This window comes from Bacillus sp. T17B1 (genome assembly GCF_026796395.1).
Lineage (GTDB): Bacteria > Bacillota > Bacilli > Bacillales > Bacillaceae > Bacillus > Bacillus spizizenii_A.
Genome location: NZ_JALAYA010000019.1, coordinates 209,262 through 232,025, shown reverse-complemented (window position 1 = coordinate 232,025; position 22,764 = coordinate 209,262). Strand labels below are relative to the sequence as shown.

General features: G+C 39.6%; 23 protein-coding genes and 4 pseudogenes. 15 read left to right on the top strand and 12 right to left on the bottom strand.

What is annotated here, in order from left to right; translation table 11 throughout:
• Positions 1 to 8: 8 nt before the first annotated feature.
• The 4 genes and pseudogenes from MOF34_RS10970 to MOF34_RS10955 all read right to left on the bottom strand — a co-directional run.
• Positions 9 to 1,154, bottom strand: a pseudogene (locus MOF34_RS10970) (acyltransferase family protein); the annotation flags it as partial.
• A pseudogene (gene rsiV, locus MOF34_RS10965) lies at positions 1,143 to 1,910 on the bottom strand (anti-sigma-V factor RsiV); the annotation flags it as partial. The pseudogenes MOF34_RS10970 and rsiV, both read right to left, overlap by 12 nt.
• Positions 1,910 to 2,434 carry an RNA polymerase sigma factor gene (locus MOF34_RS10960; protein WP_268400182.1) on the bottom strand — a complete coding sequence of 175 codons (525 nt, stop codon included), beginning with the start codon at positions 2,432 to 2,434 and terminating at the stop codon, positions 1,910 to 1,912. The gene MOF34_RS10960 and the pseudogene rsiV, both read right to left, overlap by 1 nt.
• 145 nt (positions 2,435 to 2,579) lie before the next feature.
• Positions 2,580 to 3,407 carry a TrmB family transcriptional regulator gene (locus MOF34_RS10955; RefSeq protein ID WP_019715187.1) on the bottom strand — a complete coding sequence of 276 codons (828 nt, stop codon included), beginning with the start codon at positions 3,405 to 3,407 and terminating at the stop codon, positions 2,580 to 2,582.
• Between the two features lie 149 nt (positions 3,408 to 3,556).
• Between MOF34_RS10955 and MOF34_RS10950 the strand changes: the two genes are divergently transcribed.
• Entirely contained in the window at positions 3,557 to 4,189 is a 633-nt protein-coding gene (locus tag MOF34_RS10950) for a LysE family transporter (RefSeq protein ID WP_268400157.1), read from the top strand.
• Between the two features lie 155 nt (positions 4,190 to 4,344).
• Here the strand turns inward: MOF34_RS10950 and MOF34_RS10945 are convergent, their stop codons facing one another.
• A complete protein-coding gene (locus MOF34_RS10945) occupies positions 4,345 to 5,733 on the bottom strand; it encodes an amino acid permease (protein WP_268400156.1) in 1,389 nt (462 codons plus the stop codon).
• 577 nt (positions 5,734 to 6,310) lie between these two features.
• Here MOF34_RS10945 and MOF34_RS10940 point away from each other — a divergent pair.
• A complete protein-coding gene (locus tag MOF34_RS10940) occupies positions 6,311 to 8,344 on the top strand; it encodes a GH32 C-terminal domain-containing protein (protein ID WP_268400155.1) in 2,034 nt (677 codons plus the stop codon).
• A 41-nt stretch (positions 8,345 to 8,385) separates the two neighbouring features.
• Here MOF34_RS10940 and yraA read toward each other — a convergent pair whose 3' ends face one another.
• The gene (yraA, locus tag MOF34_RS10935; protein WP_268400154.1) at positions 8,386 to 8,895 is read right to left on the bottom strand and encodes a cysteine protease YraA; all 510 of its coding nucleotides are present in this window, start codon (positions 8,893 to 8,895) and stop codon (positions 8,386 to 8,388) included.
• 243 nt (positions 8,896 to 9,138) lie between these two features.
• On the opposite strand from yraA, the gene MOF34_RS10930 reads away from it, so the two are divergent.
• Positions 9,139 to 9,411, top strand: a complete 273-nt coding sequence (locus MOF34_RS10930; RefSeq protein ID WP_268400153.1) for an HPr family phosphocarrier protein — start codon at positions 9,139 to 9,141, stop codon at positions 9,409 to 9,411.
• Positions 9,412 to 9,459: 48 nt separating this feature from the next.
• Here MOF34_RS10930 and MOF34_RS10925 read toward each other — a convergent pair whose 3' ends face one another.
• From MOF34_RS10925 to MOF34_RS10905, 5 genes are read right to left on the bottom strand one after another with little or no spacing between them, the layout of a single operon-like run.
• Positions 9,460 to 9,759, bottom strand: coding sequence for a spore coat protein (locus tag MOF34_RS10925; protein ID WP_019715180.1), 300 nt, complete (start codon positions 9,757 to 9,759; stop codon positions 9,460 to 9,462).
• A 15-nt stretch (positions 9,760 to 9,774) separates the two neighbouring features.
• The gene (locus MOF34_RS10920; protein ID WP_268400152.1) at positions 9,775 to 9,972 is read right to left on the bottom strand and encodes a hypothetical protein; all 198 of its coding nucleotides are present in this window, start codon (positions 9,970 to 9,972) and stop codon (positions 9,775 to 9,777) included.
• Positions 9,973 to 9,990: 18 nt separating this feature from the next.
• Positions 9,991 to 11,127 carry a zinc-dependent alcohol dehydrogenase gene (locus MOF34_RS10915; RefSeq protein WP_268400151.1) on the bottom strand — a complete coding sequence of 379 codons (1,137 nt, stop codon included), beginning with the start codon at positions 11,125 to 11,127 and terminating at the stop codon, positions 9,991 to 9,993.
• Positions 11,128 to 11,144: 17 nt separating this feature from the next.
• Positions 11,145 to 11,513: a spore coat protein gene (locus tag MOF34_RS10910; RefSeq protein WP_019715177.1), complete on the bottom strand. Its 369-nt coding sequence runs from the start codon at positions 11,511 to 11,513 to the stop codon at positions 11,145 to 11,147.
• Positions 11,514 to 11,530: 17 nt separating this feature from the next.
• Entirely contained in the window at positions 11,531 to 11,776 is a 246-nt protein-coding gene (locus tag MOF34_RS10905; protein ID WP_019715176.1) for a hypothetical protein, read from the bottom strand.
• A gap of 274 nt (positions 11,777 to 12,050) precedes the next feature.
• Here MOF34_RS10905 and MOF34_RS10900 point away from each other — a divergent pair, with 274 nt between their 5' ends.
• The 10 genes and pseudogenes from MOF34_RS10900 to MOF34_RS10855 all read left to right on the top strand — a co-directional run bounded on the left by MOF34_RS10900 (position 12,051) and on the right by MOF34_RS10855 (position 19,735).
• On the top strand, positions 12,051 to 12,437 hold the full coding sequence (locus MOF34_RS10900; RefSeq protein ID WP_268400181.1) for a VOC family protein: 387 nt from the start codon (positions 12,051 to 12,053) through the stop codon (positions 12,435 to 12,437).
• A gap of 369 nt (positions 12,438 to 12,806) precedes the next feature.
• A complete protein-coding gene (locus tag MOF34_RS10895; protein WP_268400150.1) occupies positions 12,807 to 13,166 on the top strand; it encodes an SH3 domain-containing protein in 360 nt (119 codons plus the stop codon).
• Between the two features lie 51 nt (positions 13,167 to 13,217).
• Positions 13,218 to 13,574, top strand: a complete 357-nt coding sequence (locus tag MOF34_RS10890) for an SH3 domain-containing protein (protein WP_268400149.1) — start codon at positions 13,218 to 13,220, stop codon at positions 13,572 to 13,574.
• Between the two features lie 307 nt (positions 13,575 to 13,881).
• Positions 13,882 to 14,628, top strand: coding sequence for a metal-binding protein ZinT (locus MOF34_RS10885; protein WP_268400148.1), 747 nt, complete (start codon positions 13,882 to 13,884; stop codon positions 14,626 to 14,628).
• Between the two features lie 336 nt (positions 14,629 to 14,964).
• Positions 14,965 to 16,746: an acid phosphatase gene (locus tag MOF34_RS10880; RefSeq protein WP_268400147.1), complete on the top strand. Its 1,782-nt coding sequence runs from the start codon at positions 14,965 to 14,967 to the stop codon at positions 16,744 to 16,746.
• 384 nt (positions 16,747 to 17,130) lie between these two features.
• A complete protein-coding gene (locus MOF34_RS10875) occupies positions 17,131 to 17,463 on the top strand; it encodes an MmcQ/YjbR family DNA-binding protein (protein ID WP_268400146.1) in 333 nt (110 codons plus the stop codon).
• Between the two features lie 407 nt (positions 17,464 to 17,870).
• Positions 17,871 to 18,185 (top strand): ArsR/SmtB family transcription factor, encoded by a 315-nt coding sequence (locus MOF34_RS10870; protein WP_019715157.1) that lies wholly within the window; start codon positions 17,871 to 17,873, stop codon positions 18,183 to 18,185.
• Positions 18,186 to 18,266: 81 nt separating this feature from the next.
• Positions 18,267 to 18,695, top strand: a pseudogene (locus MOF34_RS10865) (DMT family transporter).
• Positions 18,696 to 18,708: 13 nt separating this feature from the next.
• Positions 18,709 to 19,182 (top strand): DMT family transporter, encoded by a 474-nt coding sequence (locus MOF34_RS10860; RefSeq protein WP_019715155.1) that lies wholly within the window; start codon positions 18,709 to 18,711, stop codon positions 19,180 to 19,182.
• Positions 19,183 to 19,606: 424 nt separating this feature from the next.
• On the top strand, positions 19,607 to 19,735 hold the full coding sequence (locus MOF34_RS10855; protein WP_268400145.1) for a GapA-binding peptide SR1P: 129 nt from the start codon (positions 19,607 to 19,609) through the stop codon (positions 19,733 to 19,735).
• Between the two features lie 109 nt (positions 19,736 to 19,844).
• On the opposite strand, the pseudogene MOF34_RS10850 reads toward MOF34_RS10855, so the two are convergent.
• Positions 19,845 to 19,961, bottom strand: a pseudogene (locus MOF34_RS10850) (transcriptional regulator); the annotation flags it as partial.
• A gap of 454 nt (positions 19,962 to 20,415) precedes the next feature.
• Here MOF34_RS10850 and MOF34_RS10845 point away from each other — a divergent pair.
• Both MOF34_RS10845 and MOF34_RS10840 read left to right on the top strand, forming a co-directional pair.
• A complete protein-coding gene (locus tag MOF34_RS10845; RefSeq protein WP_268400144.1) occupies positions 20,416 to 21,180 on the top strand; it encodes an MBL fold metallo-hydrolase in 765 nt (254 codons plus the stop codon).
• A gap of 259 nt (positions 21,181 to 21,439) precedes the next feature.
• The gene (locus MOF34_RS10840) at positions 21,440 to 22,756 is read left to right on the top strand and encodes an MFS transporter (RefSeq protein WP_268400143.1); all 1,317 of its coding nucleotides are present in this window, start codon (positions 21,440 to 21,442) and stop codon (positions 22,754 to 22,756) included.
• The last annotated feature ends 8 nt before the right edge of the window (positions 22,757 to 22,764 follow it).

The following is a 22,764-nucleotide window of genomic DNA, read 5'->3' as shown; positions in this document are numbered from 1 at the left end:
TTCTTTTCTTACAAAAACGATTCCATTGCCTCAACAATGAGACCTGTCAAAGCTTTAGCCCCTTGTGGAACCAAGTGTACGCCATCAGGTGTAAAGTATTCTGGATGCTGAAGAGCTTCTGTATGCCAGTCAACTAACGTAACATTTTTGTGAGCGCTTGCCTGGTGCTTCAAAGATTCATTTACCTTGCTTTCCCATTGGCGGGGGACCCTTGTATTAACAAGGTAGATATGAGCTTTTGAGAATGATTGAAGCAATTGTTCAATTTGGCTGTTTGTAAAGTAACCATTGGTTCCCAGCTCAATGATGACAGCTTTGTCCGGCTGATTAAAAGACTTGTATTCTCTTGTGAGCTCCAAAGCTTGAGACATTTGTCTCCCTACCTTTCCATCAATCGTAACATGTGAAAGTGATTGATGAAGATGCGAGGCAATATCAAGCATGACGGAATCTCCTATAGCTAACACTTCTTTATCAGAGTCTATAGGTTCTCTCCCCTGCCGAGATTGCGTGTCTTTATTTTTGCTAATCTCTTGTCCATTCTTTTTGTTTTCCTTTTGCTCTTGATTGGAGTCTCTTGTTTTTTGTTCGACATCGTTTTCCTTGTCTTCGACTATAGCACTTTTTCTGTCCTCAGGAGCCTGGTTGTTGATATCAGCGTTTGTTTCTTGTGAGTTATACGTCCATTTGGTGGGGTGCTTTTGATCACCGGCCAGTCCAGACAGCCCTCCCGCAAAAATAAGTAAAGAGAGAATGACGAAACCAATTGACATTTTACTCAGGAGAGTTGTCGTTTTCCATTCTCTGATTCTATGTATAAAAACACGGCGGAAAAAGGGTCTAAATCCTTGTGTCCGTACCGGCTTCTCTATTAAATGATAAGAAAGCTCGGCAAGTATAAAGGTAACAGTAACCTTTAGCGTGATATGCCAAAAAACAGGGTTTCCGATTTCTTGAACTGGCGTGCTTAACACAATAACAGGGTAGTGCCAAAGATAAATACCGTAAGACCTTGTTCCAAGCCAACGGAGCGGCCTCCATGAAAGCAGATTGCCTAAAAAGCTGCACGGATGGCAAATACATGCAATAAGGATTGCGGCGATTATGCTAATCAAAAGCATTCCGCCTCTGTAAAGAAAAGGCTCGTATTCATCAAATGAGATCACAAGTTTATGGTCTTCATTAATATAAAACGATTGATCAGGAAGAATTTTTTTGAACGGTTCTGCATCTTCGTCAGTGAGCCAATATATTTTATTCGGATCTTCCTTCATTTGCTGTTTCATTTGTTCTTTGATGTTTTGGCTGATGACGTTGATATGGCGTTCATCTTTGAATAAGCTTTTTAATGTCAGTAAGATATCATTCTTTTTGTCAATTGTGATATAACGGCTTTGGTTGTAAGATGATGCTTGTGTTTTTTCAATATTTCGCCGGATAGAGAGTAAATCTGGTGTGTCTGTCACTGTCTCGTAATCACTATAGATACTGAGATGCTCTTTTTTGTTTTTAGATGTGGACTGTATAAATTCCTTGTACAGCTGCTTGCTTTCTTTCAAGTATTTCTGGTTGATGCTGTTTTCAAGCTCTTTATTAGAAAGTCCGGACAGGGCAGGTGTTTTGACATCGATGCTCGATTGATCTTTCTCTTCTTTGATCTCTATAAAAGTAATGGCTTTGACAATCTTCCCGATGACAGGAATTCTCGACATCGCTTGAGCTGCGTCAGGGTTGATGTTGACAAGTGCAGTGAATAAAATAGCCGCCGCGACAGCTGCCGATGTCGGCCACATGACGATTCTTTTCTTTTTTGGTTCTTGCTGAAGGGCTTTTTCAACAATGATATCAAGTTCTTTAGGAATCTGGACATTTTTATATTCTTCTCTTAATTGCTGCAATCTCTTATCCATTAAGAAAGATCCTCCTTCGTCAACTGAATGCGCATCAGCTTCAATGCTCTGTAGAGGCGCGTTTTGACGGTATTCGTGTTTTCTCCTGTAATTTCCGCAATATCTTCCAATTTGAGGTCTTCAAAAAAACGCAAAATAATAATGGTTTTATAGCGGTACGGCAATTCGTCAAGCGCTTCATGAAGATCGGTATCCTTGTAATGGTCTTCCTTTCCTTTGCTTAAAAACTCTAGCGTTTCGTCATCCATCACTTTTACCTTTTTTTGTTTGCGCAAAAAATCAATAGCTGTCCGTACTAAAATTTTATAAAACCAGCTTTTTATCATCTCAGGGTTTCTAACCGTTTCAACTGAGTTCAGTGCTTTTTTTATAGATTCCTGAATAATATCTAAAGCGTCATCTTGATTTTTCACATAACTGAAAGCCAACCTGTAGAAATCTTGCTTATGATCAGTTATGCATGTGACAAGCGACGCTTTTGTTGTTTGTTTTTCTTCATTGCAATAAAGGGCTCCTTTTTGAATATACGTATATCATAGGCTGTTACCTAGGATAGACGCGGAAGGCTAAAAAATAGTTTGCGCAGAATCGCATTTTTTTAAAGAAGTAAATCAGAGCGGGGGAGTCATGCATAAAAAAACATGGCTTGTTTGTACAAGCCATGTTTTGCTATTCCAAATAATGTTTTTTGAAATCCGAGTGGATAGAAAATTTGCGTCGTAACCGAATGAGATTTTCTCCAAAACTTTCTTCTAAAAGCCCTCTATGCTTTTTTAGAATTTCCATGAGGTACAGATCATGAATGATCACTTCAGTTATAGGCATGACTAAACCTACATGCATTGTCCATGCAGCACGGCTGTCGTTTCCGAGAGAGACGATACCTGCTACTACTTCTGAATCATCCCCGCTATAGACAAGCCACCGTCCGTCATACTCTTCTGTAATTTCACTGCTCATATCATGAAGGTAAACAGTAGCAAAATCAGATACGATGTCTCCGTACGCAATAATGGTAACAATGACACCTTGATTTGCCGCCTGTTTTAACTCTGATTCTATCTCTTCAAAATCCTCTTTCCATATTTCTAAGAGGATTCTTGTTTTGGCGGATAAGATACAAGCTTTCACCTTTTCAAGAATTTCATTGCGTCCGGTGATATTCCAGATATTTTCCCGATCATTTGCAGTCTGCTCGAATTTCTCAAAGTATTTCTCAGCCTGATCAAAATGCTCTTCCGCCTTGAGCCGGCGGTTTTTAATCAGTTCTTTAGCGGGTACAGGGACATATTGAGGCGTATTTCCATGACTTACAAAAACATCTCCCCTGATGACAAGGCTTTCTAAAACTTCATAAATTTTAGAACGGGGCACTCCGGATTTTTTTGCGACGGCATATCCAGTTAAAGGTGATTCTTGCAATAAAGCCAGATAAGCTTTTGATTCATATTCGGTAAAATTGAGGTTTTTTAAAATGTCTAACATATTTTCCTTCATACATCCTCCATATAAAAAGCAGTCGTTGCCTTTGTAATCGCTATTTTAACAAACCATATTGATTTATTCCAAACCCATTGATACACTTTTATAAGTGGTTACTTTTGTAGTCACTATATGTCATGTGGATTTTTTAAGGGGGAGAAGAAATGCACAGCTTACTCACTTACATACCGATCGCTGCCATGATGGTTATTTTACCGGGGGCAGATACAATGCTTGTGATGAAAAATACCCTTAGATACGGCGCAAAGGCTGGCCGTTATAATATTCTTGGATTGGCTACAGGACTTTCCTTTTGGACGGTTATCGCCATTTTAGGTTTATCAGTAGTTATTGCAAAGTCGGTGTTTCTTTTTACAACGATCAAATATTTGGGAGCAGCGTACTTAATTTATTTAGGAATCAAAAGTTTTTTTGCCAAAAGCATGTTTTCTATAGATGACATGCAAACCCAAGCAACAACTACAGAAAATTCTCCGAAACGTTATTATAAAACTTCCTTTATGCAAGGATCACTTAGTAACATTCTCAATCCTAAAACTGTTTTGGTTTATGTTACAATCATGCCCCAATTTATCAATCTGAAGGGGAATATAAACCAGCAGCTCATCATCTTAGCTTCAATCCTAACCCTATTAGCGGTGTTATGGTTCCTGTTTCTCGTTTATGTTATTGATTTCGCAAAAAAATGGATGAAAAACTCGAAGTTCCAAAAAGCGTTCCAAAAAGTAACCGGCATGTTATTAGTGGGTTTTGGCATCAAAACTGGTTTGAATTAAGGTTCGGCTCCGTTGGCTGGTCGCCTAAATGAGAATACAATTGCATAAATGCAGAATCTAATAGCAGCCTCAGTGAAGTTTCGGCAGATTAATTGTTTTTGAGTGTCCGAGCATACAAAAAAGACAAGGGAGTGTGTACCCTTGTCTTTTTTTTGTTATTTTATTTTACTTCCTTTGGTGGTCTGTACCTTATACATAATAATCAATAAAATAAACCAGACCGGAGTGACAAACAAAGCAACACGTGTATCATTCGCCAATGCCAATATGACAAGAATGAACGCGAGAAATGCGAGTGTTAAGTAGTTGGATAATGGGTAAAAAGGCATTTTAAATTTGTTTGCTTTCGCTTCATCCTGCCTTGTTTTTCGATATTTTAAATGGCAAATCACCGTGATGCCCCAAATAAAAATGAAACATATTGTAGAAACACTTGTAATCAGTGTAAAGACTTGCTCGGGCATTATATAATTCAGGCTAACGCCAATGAGAATGGCGATGGTTGAAAAGAACAGCGCATTACTTGGAACTTTAGAAGAAGTCAGTTTCTTCAATAATCCAGGTGCGTGATGATCCTTGGCAAGAGAATAGACCATTCGGCTTGTGCTGAATAAAGCGCTATTGGCCGCTGATGCAGCTGATGTTAATACAACAAAATTGATCATACTGGCAGCGGCAACAATGCCTACAACAGAAAAGACTTGAACAAATGGGCTTTCATTTGGGTCCAAAACATTCCAAGGATAGATACACATAATGACAAAAAGTGCGCCGACATAAAACAGTAAAATCCGGACAGGGATTTGATTGATGGCTTTAGGTATCACTTTTCGTGGATTTTCTGTTTCACCTGCTGTCAGTCCAACAAGTTCAATTCCCACAAAAGCGAAGACAACCATTTGGAATGAAAGGATAAATCCATGCCATCCATTTGGAAACAAGCCGCCGTGCTTCCAAAGATTTGTGAGGCTGGCTGACCCGGAAGCTGCGGAAAAACCTTTCGCAATCAAAAAAATACCAGTTACGATAAGAGCCAGTATGGCAATGACTTTGATCAATGCAAACCAGAATTCTAATTCTCCGAAAAGTTTAACGGTGGCAAGATTCATCATAAGCAGGATAATAAGCGCTAGAAGACCCGGCAGCCATTGAGGTACATCGGGAAGCCAATATTGCGTATAAATCCCGACCGCTGTTAAATCAGCCATCGCGAGAGAAATCCAGCAGAACCAGTAGGTCCAGCCAGTGATAAACGCTGCCATGTTGCCTAAATAGTCCCTTATCAAATCAACGAAAGAGTGATACCCCGTATTTGATAGGAGCAGTTCTCCGAGCGAACGCATAATGAAAAAGCAAAAGACTCCGGTGATCAAGTAAGCAAATAAAATAGATGGTCCCGCAAAGTGAATGGACTTTCCAGATCCTAAGAATAAACCAGTCCCGATTGCACCCCCAATCGCCATTAATTGTATATGCCTGTTTTTAAGGCCTCTAGACAATTTTTGTTGTTGTCCCAAATTGCCTTTGTTAGAATTGCCTATCAATTTTATTTTCCTCCAATAATAAAGTGAATAAAGTTTTATCGGATATTATATCATCTAAGAGAATATAATGTTTAATTTTTAAATTTTTAAAATAAAGTTTTCCCTTGTTTGTAAAGCTGGTGAATGTCTTTTCCTTTCCTTTATGACTTTCCGGTTCTATCAAATAGTAGAAAAAACAGGAAGATTATCTGTATTGTTTATATTGAAAAAAATGTAAAATATTCTTAACCAAAAAAGGAGGAACCAATATGTATTCGTTTAAGAAAGTAATGTTGATCAGCATTTCCACACTTGCGCTATTAATGTTATGTACAACAGCGATGTTTCCAAAAAGCTCACAAGCAGCTGTAAGAGCCTAACTCGTTATTTGCGCAATCTTGATTATCGGAATTCTTGGATATTGGGCTGGATTTTTAGCATAAGCTCTGTGATGTAAGAAAGAAGAGGGAAACTGCAGCAGTCTATCATATATCAATCTTTTGGATATCAGTCAAACTGAGGAGAATTGCCAGAAACGAATCAACTCACGCAGCAGTCTCTCTTGAAAGTGTCAAACATGAAGAGAGGAGCGAAAAAAATGAAAAAGAGACTTATCCAAGTCATCATCATGTTTACCTTGCTGGTGACTATCCCATTTTCGATTGAGGCAGCCGATTCAAGCTACTATGATGAGGATTATCGTCCACAATATCATTTCACCCCGGAGGCAAACTGGATGAATGATCCAAACGGGATGGTATATTATGCTGGAGAATACCATTTGTTCTATCAATACCATCCATACGGGCTTCAGTGGGGGCCCATGCATTGGGGGCACGCTGTGAGTAAAGATTTGGTGACATGGGAGCACCTTCCTGTTGCGCTGGCTCCGGATGACAAAGGCACGATCTTTTCCGGAAGCGCAGTTGTAGATAGGAATAACACAAGCGGTTTTCAAACAGGCAAAGAGAAGCCTCTTGTGGCCATATATACACAGGATCGGGAAGGCCATCAAGTGCAGAGCATCGCCTATAGCAATGACAAAGGAAGAACGTGGACGAAATACGCTGGCAACCCTGTCATTCCAAACCCGGGAAAAAAAGATTTTCGCGATCCAAAAGTCTTTTGGTATGAAAAGGAAAACAAGTGGGTAATGGTGCTGGCGGCAGGAGACCGAATCCTCATTTATACGTCTAAAAATCTAAAGCAGTGGACGTATGCAAGTGAATTTGGACAGGGAGAAGGAAGTCATGGAGGAGTATGGGAATGCCCGGATTTGTTTGAGCTCCCGGTAGACGGCAATCCAAATCAAAAAAAATGGGTGATGCAGGTCAGTGTTGGAAACGGGGCGGTTTCGGGGGGATCAGGTATGCAATATTTCGTAGGAGACTTTGATGGAACTCATTTTAAAAATGAAAATCCGTCAAATAAAGTTCTCTGGACAGATTACGGCAAAGACTTTTATGCGGCTGTATCCTGGTCTGATATTCCATCCTCAGACGGCCGGCGGCTTTGGTTAGGCTGGATGAGCAATTGGCAATATGCGAATGATGTTCCTACATCCCCATGGAGAAGTGCAGCCTCCATTCCAAGAGAGTTAAAGTTAAAAACGCTTACTGAAGGAGTGAGGGTCGTCCAAACACCGGTAAAAGAGCTGCAAACCATTCGAGGAACCTCAAAGAGCTGGAAGAATCAGACCATATCGCCCACAAGCCAAAATGTGTTAGCAGGCCTATCTGGAGATACGTATGAATTACATGCAGAATTTCAAGTGACCCCAAGTTCAGCAGCAGAATTTGGTTTTAAAGTTCGAACAGGCAGAAATCAATTTACAAAAGTCGGCTATGATCGAAAGAACAAAAAACTGTTCGTTGACCGGAGCGAGTCGGGGAACATCACTTTTAATCCGACCTTTAACACCGGAAAACAAACCGCTCCGCTGAAACCGGTAAATGGAAAGGTAAAGATGCGCATTTTTGTCGACCGCTCTTCAGTTGAAGTATTTGGGAATGACGGACAGCAGGTCATAACCGATATCATTCTCCCGGATAGATCAAGTAAAGGTCTTGAATTATATGCTGCAAATGGCAGTGTAAAGCTAAAATCTTTGACGATATATCCTTTAAAAAAGGTGTGGGGAACGTCACCTTTTATCTCGAATTTGACTGGCTGGACGACTGTAAATGGCACGTGGGCCGACACAATTGAGGGGAAACAAGGGAGATCGGACGGCGATTCCTTTATCATGTCTTCAGCATCCGGATCTGACTTCACCTATGAATCTGATATCACCATTAAGGATGGAAACGGAAGAGGGGCAGGAGCGCTTCTATTCCGCTCTGACAAAGATGCCAAAAACGGTTATCTTGCCAACGTGGATGCGAAGCATGATCTAGTGAAATTCTTTAAATTTGAGAACGGTGTCGCTTCTGTCATTGCCGAATACAAAACGCCGATAGACGTAAATAAAAAGTATCATCTGAAAACTGAAGCTCAAGGTGATCACTTTAAAATCTATTTAGATGACCGTCTTGTGATCGATGCAAATGATTCCGCATTCTTAGAAGGTCAATTTGGCTTAAATGTGTGGGAAGCGACTGCTGTCTTTCAGAATGTAAACAAGGGGTTTTAACTTTAAAAAAGGCACAGACCTAAACAGTCTGTGCCTTCTCGTTATTTCAACAAATTTAATGATTCGCGGTTAAATGCTTCCAAATCATCCGGTGTTCTGCTTGTAACAATATTGTGGCTGACGACTACTTCTGCATCTTTGTAGTTTGCGCCGGCATTGATTAAATCTTTGCGGATGCTGCGGTAACCTGTGATATCTTTGCCTTTCAATAGATCCGTATCAATCAATACTTGCGGGCCGTGGCAAATAGCAAATACAGGCTTTTCATTTTCGACAAACGCTTTCGCGAATTCTCCCGGACGGTCATCTGCACGAAGTAGATCTGGAGAGAATCCCCCAGGGATTAAAAGTGCATCAAATTCACTAGCATCCACATCTGAGATTGCTTTTTCGATCTTTACTTTCTCGCCATGCTTACCGGTAACTTCTTTGCCGGCTTCCAAATCGATAGCTACGACACTGTAGCCAGCTTCTTCGTATGCTTCTACCGGGCTTGTATATTCGATATCTTCGAATTGGTCTGTAACGAGAACAGCAATTTTTTTGCTCATATCAAAAACCTCCTATAACCTCTTTATGCTCATAGAATAACAGGAAGATTGACCGGCCTTCAAACCATTTGCTTAAGGAGATCGTTTTTCATGCATTTCCAGTAAATAAAAGCGGTCACCTCATTTAAGGACTAACCTATTTTTTAGACTTGCAATGTGGAAATATAAATCATAATAACGAGACTTGATTTTGCTGTTGAGCATGACATCGCACTCAAAATCGAGGTAATCCGCGCGGACCAGGTGGATGAAGTTTCGCGCTCACATCTTTCTTTTAGCCTGAAAAATCCGACCAAGTCTCTTATTGTTGTGATGTCATTAAGCATTACTGGTACTCACATTCAAATCAGAGCTGAAGGGATTGACGAGGAACAGGCTTTGCAAGCGATTGAAGACCATATGGGAAAAAGCGGATTCATGAAGAGCTCATCGGGAGAGAAGGAGAAGCGGATGAAAGCCAAATTTATTGTCGCTCTCATTTCAATTCAGCTTCTACTTTTAACATACAGAAGCTGAGGAACAGCTATAATCAATCAAAACTGTTCCTCAGCAAATCAAAAAAGGTTAAAGGGTTGGCAACTGAATTGCGGTTTCGATATTTTGTAAATTCAGCTTGACTTGTTCGTCTGTATTCCAAGGATGGTACCAGCCCTTTTCCATCATGTAGCTTGAAATTTGTTCATGCATATCGAGGGCTTCCTCTAAATGGCGGACAAGGACCTCTTTTACTTCAGGCGTTCCGGCTTCCGTTGCGGCCATCGCATAATTTCTGACTCCGTTTTTTGCGGCAATCAATAAATCCATGGCGATGATTTGGTCTGTCAGTACATTCATGCCGGTCAGATATTCAATGATAGGATTCATTATTCATTCATCTCCTCATTCATGCTTTGCTTTAGATAAAATCGAGGCAAATTCGTGTAGCTGCCGTGTGGTGGTGTCAACGTCTTGCTGCATGATTTCTTTTAGCTTCGGATCAGATACCAGCGCCTTCATTGTTTTGGATTTTGTTAAACAAAGTGTCTTAAATGCAGTCATTTCTTGAACCTCAAGCACTTCATGTAAGGCATATTCCATTCCAGTCACCTCCGTTTTTTAAGGTTTTAACACAACTTTAATACAATCATCCATTTTGGTATCAAAAATGTCATAGCCATGCTTGGCTTCACTAAGCGGCAGGACATGGCTTACAACATCTCCCGGATCAATTTTACCCGTCGACACTAATTCAAACATGTATGGCATGTAGTGGATCACCGGGGCCTGTCCAGAGCGTATATTGATGTTTCGCTGCATGATATCACCTAACGGAAAACCGTTATATCGCCCTCCATACACTCCTGTAATTTGTATGGTTCCTCCTTTGCGAACGGCCTGTGAGGCAATGACCAATGCACTCATCGATCCGCCATGAAGCTTTAATCCGCTGGCAAGGAACTCGAGGTCGCTCATTTTCCCATCCATCCCAACAGCGTCAATGACAACATCCGCTCCGCCTTTGGTGATTTCCTTCAAGTAACTCCCTGTATTCTCATGGTCTTCAAAATTAACGATTTCGACTTTGTTGGTTCGTTTGGCGTGCTGTAAGCGATAGTTTACATAGTCAACTGCTATGACGCGTTTTGCGCCTTTTAGCCAACAAAACTTTTGAGCAAACAGGCCGACTGGTCCGCAGCCGAGAACGATAACTGTATCACCGTCTTTTACCCCGGCATTGTCAACACTCCAAAAGCCGGTGGTCATGGCATCAGCAATCACGCTTAATTTTTCATCTGGTTCCTCACAAGTTTCAGGTATTTTAAAATGGGTAAAATTCGCAAATGGCACTCTTAAATATTCAGCCTGCCCGCCTGGATAACCGCCGGTATGACCTGAATAGCCGAAATAGGCACCCATCTCTCCATTGTCATTTGATTGATCACATTGGCTTTCCAGTTGGTTTTTACAAAAGAAGCATTCACCGCAGGCGATCGTAAAAGGAATAATGACGCGGTCACCTTTTTTCACCTTTGTAACTCCCGGCCCAACTTCTTCAACGATCCCCATTGGTTCATGGCCGATGACATAGTCTTCATGAAGATTAGGAATCAATCCATGGATTAAATGTAAATCTGATCCGCAAATGGCTGTACTGGTGACCTTTATAATCATGTCATCGGACTTTTCAATCTTTGGATCTGGCACATCTTTGACAACAACATTTTTAATGCCTTGATACGTTACTGCTTTCATGCTGTAAACCTCCAGTGTTAGTGTTCATCAGGTGTCCGGTCAAACATCCCTTTTCGATTTGTTTCATCAGGAAAAAGGTTCATGTTGCCGACCATGATCGTGTTATTTGCAGAGAGCTGATCCAGCTTATACTGTTCGCTCAGCTCATACGGATGGAACCATTTTTTGCTTATCATCAGTTCCGTAATCTCTTGGTGCATCGCGATTCCTTGCATCAGCTGTTTCCGCAACAGGGCTCTTACATCTGGTGAAGCGGTTTCAGTCAAGGCTACGGCAGTATTTCTCACGCCTTCTTTCGCTCGAATAAGAAAATCCATTGCAAATGTAGTATCTGCAAGTTCAGGCACATGTAGCGAATTAATAGGGTCTAAGTGATCATGGTTCAAAGGTGCTTACCTTCCTTTCAATTGATGATTGGCGTTGGGCGGCTTTGAGGGACAGGGGCCTGAAACGGCGCCCGCTCATAAACCGCTTGTAAATCAGTAAGGTCTTGAATGGATTGCTGTACATCTTTTTGCATCAAGTCCTTCAGTTCTTGGTCAAACACAAGTCCTTGCATTAACTTTGATTTCGCTATACAAAGTGTTTTAAAGTTCACGATTTCATGTAAATCAACAGCCTCGTGAGCTGCTAATGTTTGATGATCCATATTAATGTAACCTCCTTTTATCAACGTTACATTTCCCGAAATGAAGTTGATGCATACAGAAAATACACTCGGATTTATTATTTGTTTTAAGAATCGCTGTTTTTGCTCGTTCTTATGACTTGGACTAAACTGCACTTAAATCTAAAATAAGGGTAAAGTATGGAAATTTATTTATGGAAACTTGACACAGTGCTGTCAGGTTTCTTTGGTATCATTAAATTGGATGACCAGTAAAAGTATGGTTTTATAGGAGGCACTCAATATGAAGCTTAATATGAAACTGTTACAAATTAGACTGTTGGTGAATGATTTTAAGAAAAGCGTCGAGTTTTACAAAGATTCATTAGGACTTCCAATAAGTTGGTTAGAGAATGAAATGGAATATGCACTCTTTGATAATGGGGAAACGAAAATAGAGCTTTTATCTCGAGAAACGATGGCAGAAATCGTTGGAGAGGGAAAAAAATCGTTGGAAGGAGAAGCTCAATCAAAATTTTTGCTTCAGTTTAAGGTAGAAGATGTTGATAAAACGTATGACGATTTATACAAAAAAGGAGTTAAATGTGTGAATAAACCGCATGATCGCAAGGAATGGAGTGCCCGAGTTGCTCACTTCAGAGATCCAGATCATAACCTGATTGAAATATATAAAATGTTATGATTTTTCGACTCGCAAAATCATAGAATAACGTTTAATAACGTACCTTATCATTTTTTTATACGCCCTGATAAAAGAAAGCAAAGTCATAATAGGTTTCGGACACTGAACTTGCAGCATTTACGCTGATTTGTATGGTGTCCGTTTTTGAACTAAACAAATGATTAAGAGCCAAATGTAACATACCATCAATATAAGCCTGACTACCATTTATTTTATATCCTTAACATAGGAACAATTCCACTTTTGAAAGATCTAGTTTATGGTACATTGATAAATATATGGGAGGGGAGGGGCATGGTATCTGAAAGTAAATCCTTAACTGGATGTAAGAAAGTCAAACGTACGGCATTTATAAGGGGAGGGTATAAGGTGAATAAGCTAAAAATGCTAAGTACGCTAACGGTGATGATTGCATCATTGCTCATTTTTTCTAGCCATGCACTTGCCGCTCAGTATTATACGGTATCAACAAGCAGCGGTGCACCTGTAAATATGCGCGGCGGCCCAGGTACAAGTTGGGCGATTATAACGACTATTCCGAGCGGCAGCCGTATCCCGATCTTTTGCTACAAAACCGGTACAACTGTAACTGGAAAGTATGGAACGAGTAATATTTGGAATTACACAGAGCGGACGCTTGCCAGCGGAGAGGTCGTTTATGGGTTTGTCTCTGATACATATGTCTACACGGGTTCAGACGGCCCGGTTGTTCCTAAATGCAGCTGGTAGCATATGTTTTATCGTTCTTAAAATGAAGGAATTGAAGAAAGAGGGATGACATTGGCTAAACTGAAAATGCTGAGTATGTTAACCGTTATGATTGCATCAATATTCATTTTTTCCAGTCAAGCGCTTGCCGTTCTGTACTTTACTGTTTCAACAAGCAGCGGTGCGCCTGTAAATATGCGCAGCGGTCCAGGTACAAATTATCCTATTATGCTTTCCATTCCAAGCGGCTCGCGTGTTCCTTACTATTGTTATGCTTACGGAACAACTGTTACAGGAAAATATGGAACGAGTAATATTTGGGATCAAATCCAGTGGAAAGATTCTCGGGGCGTCGTAAATATTGGATATGTTTCTGACACATATGTCTATACAGGCTCAGACGGCCCGGTCGGTTACCGATGCAACTAGCTGTATCCTCCGTACAATAGAGTTTCTTCTTTAGGGCCTATCTGAATGAACCATACCAACTTTGTTGGTGTAGTTTTTCCGTTTTATAAATAACTCAATCGATAGGATAGCCCATTTATTAATAATAACTTTAAGTACATAAATGAAAGACCGAGGAAACTGTGTTTGTATATGTATGAACAGTCAAGAGGGCAGAAAGTAAGATCATGAAATCATGAAAACATCTCATTTTCCCTTTGATCTTTGCATAAGATAAATGTATAATACAAATCGTAATCATTTCGGTTTGAGGAGAAGGAGTGTCGTAATGGGATTTTTATTTGCAAAGAGGTTAGGGATACTAGCGATTGGTTCATTACTAGTAATGGCAGGATGTCAGACTTCAGATTCACCTAAAGGCGAGTCTAATCAAACAGCATCCTCAGCAGTTGAAGAAGACTCTTCTAAAGCGCAGGAGCAAACATCAGAATCTCATAATCATGATCACGATCATAGTCATGTACATGATGAAAAAACAGAAAAAATTTCTGAAGGCTATTTTAAAGACAGTCAAGTAAAGGATCGGTCACTTTCTGATTGGGAAGGAGACTGGCAATCTGTATATCCATACCTGCAAGATGGTACTCTTGACGAAGTATTTTCATATAAATCAGAACATGAAGGTGACAAGACAGCTGAAGAATATAAAGAGTATTATAAAAAAGGGTATAAAACAGATGTTGACCGTATCTTCATCAAACAAGATACTGTAACCTTTCTCAAAAATGGAAAAGAATATTCTGGTAAGTATACGTATGATGGGTACGAAATTTTAACTTATGATGCGGGCAATAGAGGAGTAAGATACATATTCAAATTAGCTAAAAAAGCTGAAGGACTTCCTCAGTATATTCAGTTTAGTGATCATAGTATCTATCCGACTAAATCTAGTCATTACCATCTGTATTGGGGTGACGACCGCAAAGCTTTATTTGATGAAGTCAATAATTGGCCAACTTACTACCCGTCAGAAATGGACGGACATGATATTGCCCATGAGATGATGGCGCATTAATTGAGAAGTGACATGGCCATGAAGTATGGTAATTCTTTTATACAAACGGTCATTTTGGGAAACACCCCTAGTCCTTTAAGGAGATTGAATACTGAGATACCCTGTGTTAGCTGCTGACAAAGAGTCAGCAGCTTTTTTACCCTCTTTATTTTTCTTTCCTTTCTCTCCGCCCGAGGGCAACTTCTATTTCATGAACGCCTAGATAAAATAAACAAAACATTAATAAAACAGCGCTATTTCATTAACAAAGTTAAGATACGATCAATAATAGCTTGACGGGTGAGAATAAGTGTTTTGGCGAGATCGATTAAGAGTAAGGGAGAGTATGGTGAAAAGATGAAATTACTAAGGATGAAGAAGCATTTAGTAGTGGCTTTATTTTCTCTGATATTATTTCAAAGTTCTATGGGTGTATGTTATGCGAGCACAACAGCGAAAGCAAAAACAATAACGCCGCCGCGACCCCCTGCTTCCGGTTACTTCGTAGATCATTACAAAAATAACAGCTCTGCTAATACTACAGTGAATTCCAATCCATCGATCGGGGTACTTTCCGAATTTAATAAGCTTTGGACTCCCGGAAGTACTTGGGATAGTGGCGTAAAATTGAACAGCAGCGTGTTGGATGCCAACATTCAAAAAGTTGTTGACGTTGCTGAACGGCGTACTTTCAGCGAGGAAAATGCTGCATATTTTGATGATCGGAGGAATCAGAGCTACAGTGTGATTGAGGGTCTCGGTCCGCTTACCGACGTATATCGAATGAATGCGGGTGCGACGACAACGATCAACAGTATCCCGGCAGATGCCACAACAAAAAAATATCATGATGAAGGAACCCATTCTGGCAGCACGAGTTCCAGTCTCGGCAGCATCGTGGGTTTGGTCAATACGTTACGCGGCCCCTATTCTTCAACGAATCCGGCTAAGGGATACTTTCAATATCCCCGCCCGTTTCGCTGGGAAAGCAATTCGATTCTTGTTCCGACCCTTGTTCCTGCTATCAATCCTGATCCGAGCAAAGACGGAGGTTTTCCCAGCGGACATACGAATGCCGCATATCTCAGCGCTTTTGCTATGGCTTATGCCGTACCGGAGCGTTATCAGGAACTCCTTACCCGGGCTTCGGAGCTCGGCAATAACCGCATTGTTGCCGGTATGCATTCCCCGCTTGATGTAATGGGAGGACGTGTCATGGCAACTGGCTTGGCCGCTGCTATTTTATCTGATCCAGCCAATAATCGTTTGAAAAAGGCTGCTTATGATGAAGCTCACAGTAAGTTGTTAACACAAACTGGTACAGCGGAAGATCGATTCAGCGATTATGACATGAATAAAAAACAATATATTCAACGATTGACATACGGATTTGGACAAATCAATCCAACTGCTAAACCAATGGTGGTTCCTAAAGGAGCTGAAGTTCTGCTGGAAACCCGTTTTCCTTATCTTGATAAAACGCAGCGCCGCTGGATTTTAGCTACTACCGGTCTTCCTTCCGGCTATCCTGTTCTTGATGACGCTGAAGGATGGGGACGGCTTAATCTCTTTTCGGCCACCGATGGATATGGCGCTTTTACCAAAAACGTTACCGTGAATATGGATTCTTCAAAAGGCGGCTTCCATGCAATGGATCGCTGGCGCAACGATATCTCCGGCACCGGAAAGCTGACTAAAAAGGGGACAGGCACGTTAAAGCTGGAGGGGAACAATACATATTCCGGCGGTACACGGATTGATCAAGGAACACTTGAGGGCGACTCGAAGACAGCCTTTGGGAGAGGTGATGTGTCAAACAACGGAGGCACCCTGAAAGAAGATGTGTCAGGAAAACTGATCATCGGAGGAGACTATAAACAATCTGCAAAGGGGATACTTGAGCTGAATCTCAGCGGGAAAAACGATCTGCTTCACATTAAGGGCAAGGCAAAAATGAAAGGAACTTTACGCCTCCATTTTTCAGACAATTATGTACCGGAAGACGGATCCACGATCATTACCTATCATAAGCGTCATGGATCATTTTCTTCAATTGAGACCGTAGGATTGCCAAGCAAGTACAAAGTAAAGATCGTCTATAAGTCCAACAGTATCCAATTAAAAGTCAAGGCAAATTAGGTTGGATCCTTAGTTTTTCTAGTTTAAAATAGGAGTAATGGTCATATTGGAGGAAGTTTACTCCATAGAGAATATGTTTTCAAGCTGGTGCTAAGTTGGCACCAGCTATTTATTTATCGGTGCTCGTTATGATTGAGGAGACCGGTGAACAGGCTAATGGATCACTGGAAAAACAGAGGAAGGAGTATCCATGAGAGCTTCTATTTGTTCAATGCTCTATTTGAGTAGGAGCATAACAAAACAATGAAAGCAACTAACAGTCGCGGGAAATCGTATAGAGGTATGATTTGGATAGTGCACACTTATCAATTTTGGTTAAATAAAGTAGAGGAAATCAGTAGTTAAAGAAATGCTCAGGTAGCTATATGTTGAAGGAGGCAACCAATGAAAACTAGAGAGGAAGCAATTGATTATTGTTTGAGTTTTAAAGATGCATATGAAGATTATCCGTTTCGAGATAAGAATTGGACATTAATGCGACACGTTAAAAACAGGAAAGTGTTTGCGTGGATATTTGAAAAAAATGATCGTATTTGGATCAATGTGAAGGGCGAATCCGGTTTTCTTGATTTCTGGAGACACAAATACACTTCAGTAGTTCCAGCATTTCATCTCAATAAAGACCATTGGAATTCTATCATTCTTGACGGAACTGTTCCAGAGGAAGACATATACGATATGATAAAACAAAGCTACCTGTTAACTAAAACCAAGTAAGCGACAGCATAACATCACCTCCCTTAAAGGAGGATAGTATATGATATGCTTTTCGAGCTCATGCCTAAGTAGAATAACAAAATATATATTGGGAAGTACTGATTCAACATTAATCACATTATGAGTATTGGAAGTCGGAGAATACATATAAGGGTTCAAAGATTCTCTTAGATTAGCCAAGGAGTGGGGAAGCCTTTTTGAGGACTTGCTGCACCCTTGACCTAGCATCAAATACAAATGGCTTTGAAATGTTTAGGGCATAGTGCAAAGTGAAAAGCTTATTCTTTACGATTTGTGTCTTGAGCAAAACCTAAAACAACGCTGCTTTTCCGGATTCTTTTCGCCATGATATATCTTTTTTTGTTCTAACTTGACATATCGGGAAATCTAGATATAGAATTACACGCATGGAACCTATTGACGTATTCAAAGCGTTATCTAACGAAACAAGACTCAATATTCTGAAGTGGCTGAAGGAACCCGAGAAGAATTTTCCAAAACAAGGCGCTCATTTGCCGAAGGAGGTAAGTTACAAAGGCGGAGTATGTGTTGGGGATATTCAAGAAAAAGCCAACGTTTCTCAATCTACCGTTTCCAGCTACCTAAACATGATGCAAAAAGCTGGTCTGCTTGAGTCGATTCGTCATGGACAATGGACTTACTACAGGCGTAATGAAGAATTTATTCAACAGTTAGCTAGATATTTTAAAACAGAAATCTAATTTGTGTTGATTTCTGTTTTTTTACCAGTATATATATCTGTTTTTCTAGATATACAAATATATGAAAAAGGAGATCTTATCATGCGCTTTATATCTTATTTACTTGCCCTATTGGCTGGAGCAGCACTGAGCTTTGAAGGAGCTATCTATGCCGAGCTAGGAAAAACAATTGGACAAATAGAAACAAGTTTTTATAACTTTTTTATGGGCTAAATTATTATGGGACTATTGTGGCTCTTTTTTGGAAAAGGAGAGCTTTCCTATACATTGAAAGCACCTAAATGGTCATTACTTGGGGGTGTCATGGGTGTTATTTATTTAACCTCTATTGTTATAAGTGTTCCATTCGTTGGTGTGGGTATCACCATGGTTGCGGTCATTATCGGGCAATTGGTAATGAGTATGGTGATTGAACATTTTGGATGGCTTGGAAGTAAGCAAACAAGGGTTAATCGAGAAAAGATTTTCGCCGTAATTTCAATGATTATTGCACTTATCTTAATAAACTAGGAGGTCATTCATAATGGGGCTATTTATGATTTTATTCACATTGATTGGCGGTATCACATTAAGCGCACAATCATCAATTAATGGTACATTAAGTCGAAAAGCTGGAACAATTGAAACAACATTTTTCACCTTTCTCACTGGAACAATGTTTCTTACTATTTTCATTTTATTTTTTGGCAGAGGAAATGTGCTTGGACTTCTAGAAGCGCCTAAATGGCAATTAAGTGCAGCATTTTTGGGTACGGCATATTTGCTGCTAACTGTCATAGCCGTTCCAAGAATAGGGGTTATTGCAACTAATATTGCTGGTATAGCTGGCCAGCTTGTCATTGGGGTAATGATTGATCATTTTGGATGGTTCAATAGTTTGGTCATAGAATTAGATATTAAACGTGTCTTCGCATTGCTATTTATGATCATGTCCCTTTATTTTATCTATAAGGGGAATAAGCGTTCCAACAAGGAAGCCAAAGCACAGAGAGTTTAAATAAAATAACATGATGCAAATAAAAAGCTTGATTTTAAAAATGACACACAGGAAAAAACAAGCTATCTCCTGTGTGTTATGCATCTTTAATAGAAAGTTAGTTATTCTTAAAAAAAATAGTAATGAATGACTTCATATGCTTGAAATGCCGGGGTATTGTAAATGATGATAGGCTTTCACTCTATTGAGTCCAAGGGGGCACAATACATGAACATCGATGGTTTCAAATTATCGATGGTTTTTTAATTTGTTTTCATACTTATTGAAAATCACCTCTTTTAGACAAACAGCTATAACATCAAAGGTAATGCATGTTGAAGGTGTAAATTAACTAGGGACCATGAGCTGAGATAAAAATTGTCTTGATGCAGGTATTCATAAAATAAAACCCTGGAGGCAAAAAATCATTGAAAAAGAGTTAAAAGTGCAACAAGATAAGATTGTATGCCAGGTATGTGAAGAAGTAATCGATACAGTTCATCGTTCAGAAGGTGTTAAAGTGTTATACGGAATTTGTCAAAGGTGCTTGGTATCAAAAAACCATAGAAAATAGATAGCAAAGGCGTATAACAACGGGAGTCAGCCTGTTGCTATACGCCTATTTTTTTCAACCCTATCTTAATAAAAGAAGCTTCTTCATAGGGACGTTTTCAAAATAGGGCTCAGCTTTTCCAATATCGGTCATATAAGTTCTGCATGTGGGCTGATATACGTTCCACAGCTTCCTTTTCATTACGGTCTTCAATTGCTTCGATAATCAGTTTATGGACGTGAAAATTCTACTAATTGTTATACAAGTATATTTTTTATATGCCTTTCAGTTTTAAAGGGCAAAATAATTATGCCACAAAACGCCCTGTTATCAGGATCTAAAAAACCCCGTGCTTTACGAATACAGGGGAAATGAAAGCGAAAAAAGTATGTAAAAGAGATTCCCGTTTTAGAAACGAAACATAATTAAATAATTCCAATAACCCTTTTTATGATAATGGAAGTGAAGCACCAAAAAATACACCGATACACGCAAATAAAAGATATGTTTTTACATTCATTTTACTGATCCTATAAAAATTAATGAATTCTCATTCAAATTGATACTACACTCTTTTGCACATAAGAGGCACATAGTTTCAAAAATCAAGTCAAACGGTGAAAAGACTTGATTTGATCCATGTATTTCTATGTGTCCTGTAGGTAAACTAAACATACACCTAAAGAAAGGGAGTTTTACACATGGAAATTCAACAAATTCGTAATGCAACTATCATTGTCGAATACGCAGGGAAAAGGTTCTTAATAGATCCAATGTTAGCGGAGAAAGGGACTTACCCTCCTTTTCCTAATACTATAAGACAAGATCAATATAATCCTTTAGCTAGCTTACCAACATCAATTGACAATATTATTAATAATGTGGATGCTGTCATTGTCACTCATCTACATTTAGACCACTTTGATGAGGCGGCCCAAAAATTATTGTCAAAGGATATCAAGATGTTTGTACAAAATGAAGAAGATGCTAAAGAAGTAAGAAACGCTGGTTTTCAACATGTAGAAGTACTGCAAGAAGATACAGTCTTTGAAGATATCAAATTGGTGAAAACTAAAGGTGAACATGGTAGAGGAGAAGAATTGTTAAAACTTGCCGGTCTCGTTTGCGGTATTGTTTTCAAACACCAAAATGAAAAAACATTGTATGTAGCCGGAGATACAGTATGGTATGAAGCAATTCAGGAAGTGATTGATACACACAATCCAGACATCATTGTGGTAAATGGCGGGGATAATCAAATACTAGAACTCGGTTCTTTGATAATGGGGAAAGATGACATCTATGAAGTGCACAAGGCTGCCCCCAATGCCAAAATCATTTCTGTCCATATGGAAGCTGTTAACCATTGGACATTATCTAGAGAAGAATTAAAAAGCTTTATAGAGGAAAAAGGAATCTCTTCTCACGTTCTAGTGCCAGATGACGGCGAATCATATAAATTTTAAGCTGAAAATGGCAAACAATTGTAGTTTTAATTTTTATGATTGTGAATAGAGACTTCAGGTTAATTGTAAATTTCAATCTTATTTTGCGCAGTTTTTACTCTGTAGAAATACAAGGGTCTCAGGATTATGCCGTTTATATTCCTGAGACCCGTCTTAATTATTTAATGATTGGTCAAAAGTTGACTGAAACCTCCTAAAAGAGGAGGAGCAAGAGAAAGATGGAAAAGCTAAAAAATTATTTTGTTAGGAAGTGCAGCTTATGATAACCAAAACAAGTCAGTTAAAACAGCAGCCTGTTTGGTTACAAAGTTATATTGATTCACCAGAAAAACAAAACCAACTTTATAAAAAAACATTAAAAATCTTGATTTTTTCACAAATCTTTGGGGGAGCTGGACTTGGTGCTGGGATAACAGTTGGGGCGCTTCTTGCCCAAGATATGATAGGATCGGAAAATGTAGCAGGAATTCCAACTGCCCTCTTTACTTTAGGATCTGCCGTAGCTGCCTTACTTATAGGAGCATCCTCACAACGTTTTGGTCGTAGAGCCGGACTTGCAGGTGGTTTCCTTATAGGTGGATTAGGTGCTATAGGTGTAATAATTGCGGCTTTAATCAACAGCGTTGCCCTATTATTTATTTCCCTTCTTATTTATGGAGCAGGTATGGCTTCTAATCTTCAAGTTCGGTATGCTGGGACAGACCTTGCAAATGAGAAACAACGGGGAACTGCTGCAAGTATGGCTTTAGTTTCTACTACTTTAGGAGCTGTAGTAGGTCCTAACTTAGTTCATACAATGGGAGAATTTGCAGATTCAATTGGTGTTCCCAATTTAGCTGGTCCGTTTATCATGTCAGGAGCAGCTTTTATAATTGCTGGATTTATTCTCTTCATATTTCTTCGTCCAGATCCACTATTTGTATCTACAGCTATTGCGAATGCTGTGAAAAAAAACGATAAAGTACAGATAGGAGGAAGTCTAAAAAATCCTGCCATAAACAAAAATGGAATAATGGTAGGAGCTGTCATTATGATTTTAGCTCAATTAATCATGACAGCTATTATGACAATGACACCAGTTCACATGGGTCATCACGGTCATGGTTTGAGCGAAGTGGGATTAGTTATAGGGCTCCATATTGCAGCTATGTATCTTCCTTCACCACTGACTGGTTTACTAGTAGATAAGTTTGGTCGAACTACTATGGCCATTGCTTCAGGTGCTACACTTCTTGCCGCTGGATTGGTGGCAGCTATTGCATCGGCAGACTCATTATCATTGCTTATCGTAGCACTAGTATTACTAGGAGTAGGTTGGAACTTTGGTTTACTAACGGGAACTGCCCTCATTATAGATTCAACACACCCATCTGTTCGTGCAAAAACACAAGGAACATTTGATGTCTTGGTAGCACTATCAGGAGCAGCGGGTGGAGCCTTGTCAGGAATGGTTGTTGCACAATTTAGTTATACAATACTATCAATTTCTGGAGCCGTTTTATCATTGTTACTTATTCCAGTAGTTATTTGGTATTTTAAAAGGAAGGAAAAAGCAAAGCTTAAGTATCTTTCCTAAACCTTTGA

What these genes read in the sequence shown, in the direction of transcription:
- MOF34_RS10900 (WP_268400181.1), top strand. Translation starts at nt 12,051, where the DNA reads ATGAAACTGTTACAAATTAGACTGTTGGTGAATGATTTTAAGAAAAGC.
- MOF34_RS10940 (WP_268400155.1), top strand. Translation starts at nt 6,311, where the DNA reads ATGAAAAAGAGACTTATCCAAGTCATCATCATGTTTACCTTGCTGGTG.
- MOF34_RS10915 (WP_268400151.1), bottom strand. Translation starts at nt 11,127, where the DNA reads ATGAAAGCAGTAACGTATCAAGGCATTAAAAATGTTGTTGTCAAAGAT.
- MOF34_RS10925 (WP_019715180.1), bottom strand. Translation starts at nt 9,759, where the DNA reads ATGAATCCTATCATTGAATATCTGACCGGCATGAATGTACTGACAGAC.
- MOF34_RS10885 (WP_268400148.1), top strand. Translation starts at nt 13,882, where the DNA reads ATGGGATTTTTATTTGCAAAGAGGTTAGGGATACTAGCGATTGGTTCA.
- MOF34_RS10920 (WP_268400152.1), bottom strand. Translation starts at nt 9,972, where the DNA reads ATGGAATATGCCTTACATGAAGTGCTTGAGGTTCAAGAAATGACTGCA.
- MOF34_RS10840 (WP_268400143.1), top strand. Translation starts at nt 21,440, where the DNA reads ATGATAACCAAAACAAGTCAGTTAAAACAGCAGCCTGTTTGGTTACAA.
- MOF34_RS10880 (WP_268400147.1), top strand. Translation starts at nt 14,965, where the DNA reads ATGAAATTACTAAGGATGAAGAAGCATTTAGTAGTGGCTTTATTTTCT.
- MOF34_RS10950 (WP_268400157.1), top strand. Translation starts at nt 3,557, where the DNA reads ATGCACAGCTTACTCACTTACATACCGATCGCTGCCATGATGGTTATT.
- MOF34_RS10860 (WP_019715155.1), top strand. Translation starts at nt 18,709, where the DNA reads ATGGGGCTATTTATGATTTTATTCACATTGATTGGCGGTATCACATTA.
- yraA (WP_268400154.1), bottom strand. Translation starts at nt 8,895, where the DNA reads ATGAGCAAAAAAATTGCTGTTCTCGTTACAGACCAATTCGAAGATATC.
- MOF34_RS10845 (WP_268400144.1), top strand. Translation starts at nt 20,416, where the DNA reads ATGGAAATTCAACAAATTCGTAATGCAACTATCATTGTCGAATACGCA.
- MOF34_RS10955 (WP_019715187.1), bottom strand. Translation starts at nt 3,407, where the DNA reads ATGAAGGAAAATATGTTAGACATTTTAAAAAACCTCAATTTTACCGAA.
- MOF34_RS10870 (WP_019715157.1), top strand. Translation starts at nt 17,871, where the DNA reads ATGGAACCTATTGACGTATTCAAAGCGTTATCTAACGAAACAAGACTC.
- MOF34_RS10905 (WP_019715176.1), bottom strand. Translation starts at nt 11,776, where the DNA reads ATGGATCATCAAACATTAGCAGCTCACGAGGCTGTTGATTTACATGAA.
- MOF34_RS10875 (WP_268400146.1), top strand. Translation starts at nt 17,131, where the DNA reads ATGAAAACTAGAGAGGAAGCAATTGATTATTGTTTGAGTTTTAAAGAT.